This is a genomic window from Bacillus sp. AFS002410, from assembly GCF_002556365.1.
GTDB lineage: Bacteria > Bacillota > Bacilli > Bacillales > Bacillaceae_G > Gottfriedia.
In genome coordinates, this window is the sequence record NZ_NUEU01000094.1 from 1 (window position 1) to 4,735 (window position 4,735).

Genomic DNA, 4,735 nt, shown 5'->3' on the forward strand with positions numbered 1-4,735 from the left:
TCAAAACTAGATAATGTCATTATCAAACTTGTTAGTTAAGTCCTCGACCGATTAGTATCAGTCAGCTCCACGTGTCACCACGCTTCCACCTCTGACCTATCAACCTGATCGTCTCTCAGGGGTCTTACTAGCTTAACGCTATGGGAAATCTCATCTTGAGGGGGGCTTCATGCTTAGATGCTTTCAGCACTTATCCCTTCCACACATAGCTACCCAGCCATGCTCTTGGCAGAACAACTGGTACACCAGCGGTGTGTCCATCCCGGTCCTCTCGTACTAAGGACAGCTCCTCTCAAATTTCCTGCGCCCACGACGGATAGGGACCGAACTGTCTCACGACGTTCTGAACCCAGCTCGCGTACCGCTTTAATGGGCGAACAGCCCAACCCTTGGGACCGACTACAGCCCCAGGATGCGATGAGCCGACATCGAGGTGCCAAACCTCCCCGTCGATGTGGACTCTTGGGGGAGATAAGCCTGTTATCCCCGGGGTAGCTTTTATCCGTTGAGCGATGGCCCTTCCATGCGGAACCACCGGATCACTAAGCCCGACTTTCGTCCCTGCTCGACTTGTAGGTCTCGCAGTCAAGCTCCCTTATGCCTTTACACTCTTCGAATGATTTCCAACCATTCTGAGGGAACCTTTGGGCGCCTCCGTTACTCTTTAGGAGGCGACCGCCCCAGTCAAACTGCCCACCTGACACTGTCTCCGAGCCGGATAACGGCTCTAGGTTAGAATTTCAATACAGCCAGGGTAGTATCCCACCGACGCCTCCACCGAAGCTAGCGCTCCGGCTTCACAGGCTCCTACCTATCCTGTACAAGCTGTACCAAAATTCAATATCAAGCTGCAGTAAAGCTCCACGGGGTCTTTCCGTCCTGTCGCGGGTAACCTGCATCTTCACAGGTACTATAATTTCACCGAGTCTATGGTTGAGACAGTGCCCAAATCGTTACGCCTTTCGTGCGGGTCGGAACTTACCCGACAAGGAATTTCGCTACCTTAGGACCGTTATAGTTACGGCCGCCGTTTACTGGGGCTTCAATTCAGAGCTTCTCCCGTAAGGGATAACCCCTCCTCTTAACCTTCCAGCACCGGGCAGGCGTCAGCCCCTATACTTCGCCTTGCGGCTTCGCAGAGACCTGTGTTTTTGCTAAACAGTCGCTTGGGCCTTTTCACTGCGGCTCTCCCGGGCATACACCCAAAAGAGCACCCCTTCTCCCGAAGTTACGGGGTCATTTTGCCGAGTTCCTTAACCATAGTTCTCTCGCTCACCTTAGGATTCTCTCCTCGCCTACCTGTGTCGGTTTGCGGTACAGGCACCTATTTCCTCGCTAGAAGCTTTTCTTGGCAGCGTAGAATCAGGAACTTCGGTACTATATTTCCCTCGCCATCACAACTCAGCCTTATGATGTGCGGATTTGCCTACACATCAGCCTAATTGCTTGGACGCGCATATCCAGCAGCGCGCTTACCCTATCTTTCTGCGTCCCTCCATCGCTCAAACGGAAATGAGGTGGTACAGGAATATCAACCTGTTGTCCATCGCCTACGCCTTTCGGCCTCGGCTTAGGTCCTGACTAACCCTGGGAGGACGAGCCTTCCCCAGGAAACCTTAGGCATACGGTGGACGGGATTCTCACCCGTCTTTCGCTACTCATACCGGCATTCTCACTTCTAAGCGCTCCACCAGTCCTTACGATCTAGCTTCAACGCCCTTAGAACGCTCCCCTACCACTGATACCATACGGTATCAATCCGCAGCTTCGGTGATACGTTTAGCCCCGTTACATTTTCGGCGCAGAGTCACTCGACCAGTGAGCTATTACGCACTCTTTAAATGGTGGCTGCTTCTAAGCCAACATCCTGGTTGTCTAAGCAACTCCACATCCTTTTCCACTTAACGTATACTTTGGGACCTTAGCTGGCGGTCTGGGCTGTTTCCCTCTTGACCACGGATCTTATCACTCGTAGTCTGACTCCTATGGATAAGTCATTGGCATTCGGAGTTTGACTGAATTCGGTAACCCGTTGGGGGCCCCTAGTCCAATCAGTGCTCTACCTCCAAGACTCTAACACATAAGGCTAGCCCTAAAGCTATTTCGGGGAGAACCAGCTATCTCCGAGTTCGATTGGAATTTCTCCGCTACCCACACCTCATCCCCGCACTTTTCAACGTGCGTGGGTTCGGACCTCCATTCAGTGTTACCTGAACTTCATCCTGGACATGGGTAGATCACTCGGTTTCGGGTCTACGACCACGTACTATATCGCCCTATTCAGACTCGCTTTCGCTGCGGCTCCGTCTCTTCAACTTAACCTTGCACGGGATCGTAACTCGCCGGTTCATTCTACAAAAGGCACGCCATCACTCATTAACGAGCTCTGACTATTTGTAAGCACACGGTTTCAGGTTCTCTTTCACTCCCCTTCCGGGGTGCTTTTCACCTTTCCCTCACGGTACTGGTTCACTATCGGTCACTAGGTAGTATTTAGCCTTGGGAGATGGTCCTCCCAGATTCCGACGGAATTTCACGTGTTCCGCCGTACTCAGGATCCACTCAAGAGGGAACGAGATTTCAACTACAGGGTTTTTACCTTCTTTGACGGACCTTTCCAGGTCGCTTCATTTACCCCGTTCCTTTGTAACTCCGTATAGAGTGTCCTACAACCCCAAGAGGCAAGCCTCTTGGTTTGGGCTATCTTCCGTTTCGCTCGCCGCTACTCAGGAAATCGCATTTTGCTTTCTATTCCTCCAGGTACTTAGATGTTTCAGTTCCCTGGGTCTGTCCTCAGTACCCTATGTATTCAGGTAAAGATACTACTCCATTACGAGTAGTGGGTTTCCCCATTCGGAAATCTCCGGATCAAAGCTTACTTACAGCTCCCCGAAGCATATCGGTGTTAGTCCCGTCCTTCATCGACTCCTAGTGCCAAGGCATCCACCGTGCGCCCTTTCTAACTTAACTAATTTTAAAACTAATTGAATTAAACTTACGCAGTTTAATGAATGACATTATCTAGTTTTCAAGGTACAAANNTCAAAACTAAACAAAACAATGAAGAAACATTTTCATACATGAACCAACGGTTCATGATGTCTCCATAGAAAGGAGGTGATCCAGCCGCACCTTCCGATACGGCTACCTTGTTACGACTTCACCCCAATCATCTGTCCCACCTTAGGCGGCTGGCCCCTAAAAGGTTACCCCACCGACTTCGGGTGTTACAAACTCTCGTGGTGTGACGGGCGGTGTGTACAAGGCCCGGGAACGTATTCACCGCGGCATGCTGATCCGCGATTACTAGTGATTCCGGCTTCATGTAGGCGAGTTGCAGCCTACAATCCGAACTGAGAATAGTTTTATGGGATTAGCTCCACCTCGCGGTCTTGCAACCCTTTGTACTATCCATTGTAGCACGTGTGTAGCCCAGGTCATAAGGGGCATGATGATTTGACGTCATCCCCACCTTCCTCCGGTTTGTCACCGGCAGTCACCTTAGAGTGCCCAACTAAATGCTGGCAACTAAGATCAAGGGTTGCGCTCGTTGCGGGACTTAACCCAACATCTCACGACACGAGCTGACGACAACCATGCACCACCTGTCACTCTGTCCCCGAAGGGAACGCCCTATCTCTAGGGTTGTCAGAGGATGTCAAGACCTGGTAAGGTTCTTCGCGTTGCTTCGAATTAAACCACATGCTCCACCACTTGTGCGGGCCCCCGTCAATTCCTTTGAGTTTCAGTCTTGCGACCGTACTCCCCAGGCGGAGTGCTTAATGCGTTAACTTCAGCACTAAAGGGCGGAAACCCTCTAACACTTAGCACTCATCGTTTACAGCGTGGACTACCAGGGTATCTAATCCTGTTTGCTCCCCACGCTTTCGCGCCTCAGCGTCAGTTACAGACCAGAAAGTCGCCTTCGCCACTGGTGTTCCTCCAAATCTCTACGCATTTCACCGCTACACTTGGAATTCCACTTTCCTCTTCTGCACTCAAGTTTCCCAGTTTCCAATGACCCTCCCCGGTTGAGCCGGGGGCTTTCACATCAGACTTAAGAAACCGCCTGCGCGCGCTTTACGCCCAATAATTCCGGACAACGCTTGCCACCTACGTATTACCGCGGCTGCTGGCACGTAGTTAGCCGTGGCTTTCTGGTTAGGTACCGTCAAGGTGCCAGCTTATTTAACTAGCACTTGTTCTTCCCTAACAACAGAGCTTTACGACCCGAAGGCCTTCATCGCTCACGCGGCGTTGCTCCGTCAGACTTTCGTCCATTGCGGAAGATTCCCTACTGCTGCCTCCCGTAGGAGTCTGGGCCGTGTCTCAGTCCCAGTGTGGCCGATCACCCTCTCAGGTCGGCTACGCATCGTCGCCTTGGTGAGCCGTTACCTCACCAACTAGCTAATGCGCCGCGGGCCCATCTGTAAGTGATAGCCGAAGCCATCTTTCAACTAAGGAACAGGAGTTCCTCAGTGTCATCCGGTATTAGCTCCGGTTTCCCGAAGTTATCCCAGTCTTATAGGTAGGTTGCCCACGTGTTACTCACCCGTCCGCCGCTAATTAACGGGAGCAAGCTCCCATTAATCCGCTCGACTTGCATGTATTAGGCACGCCGCCAGCGTTCGTCCTGAGCCAGGATCAAACTCTCCATAAAAGTTAAGTTTAAATCTTGTATTGCTCAAAAAACTAATAATTGACGTTTACTTCATGTTTTGTTTAGTTTTCAAAG

General features: G+C 51.2%; 2 rRNA genes. Both read right to left on the reverse strand.

Annotated features, from left to right (window positions below):
- Window positions 1-31: 31 nt before the first annotated feature.
- A 23S ribosomal RNA gene (locus tag CN692_RS22925) occupies window positions 32-2,970 on the reverse strand.
- A 140-nt stretch (window positions 2,971-3,110) separates the two neighbouring features.
- Window positions 3,111-4,660, reverse strand: a 16S ribosomal RNA gene (locus CN692_RS22930).
- The 16S and 23S rRNA genes sit together here, the layout of an rRNA operon.
- Window positions 4,661-4,735: the final 75 nt, after the last annotated feature.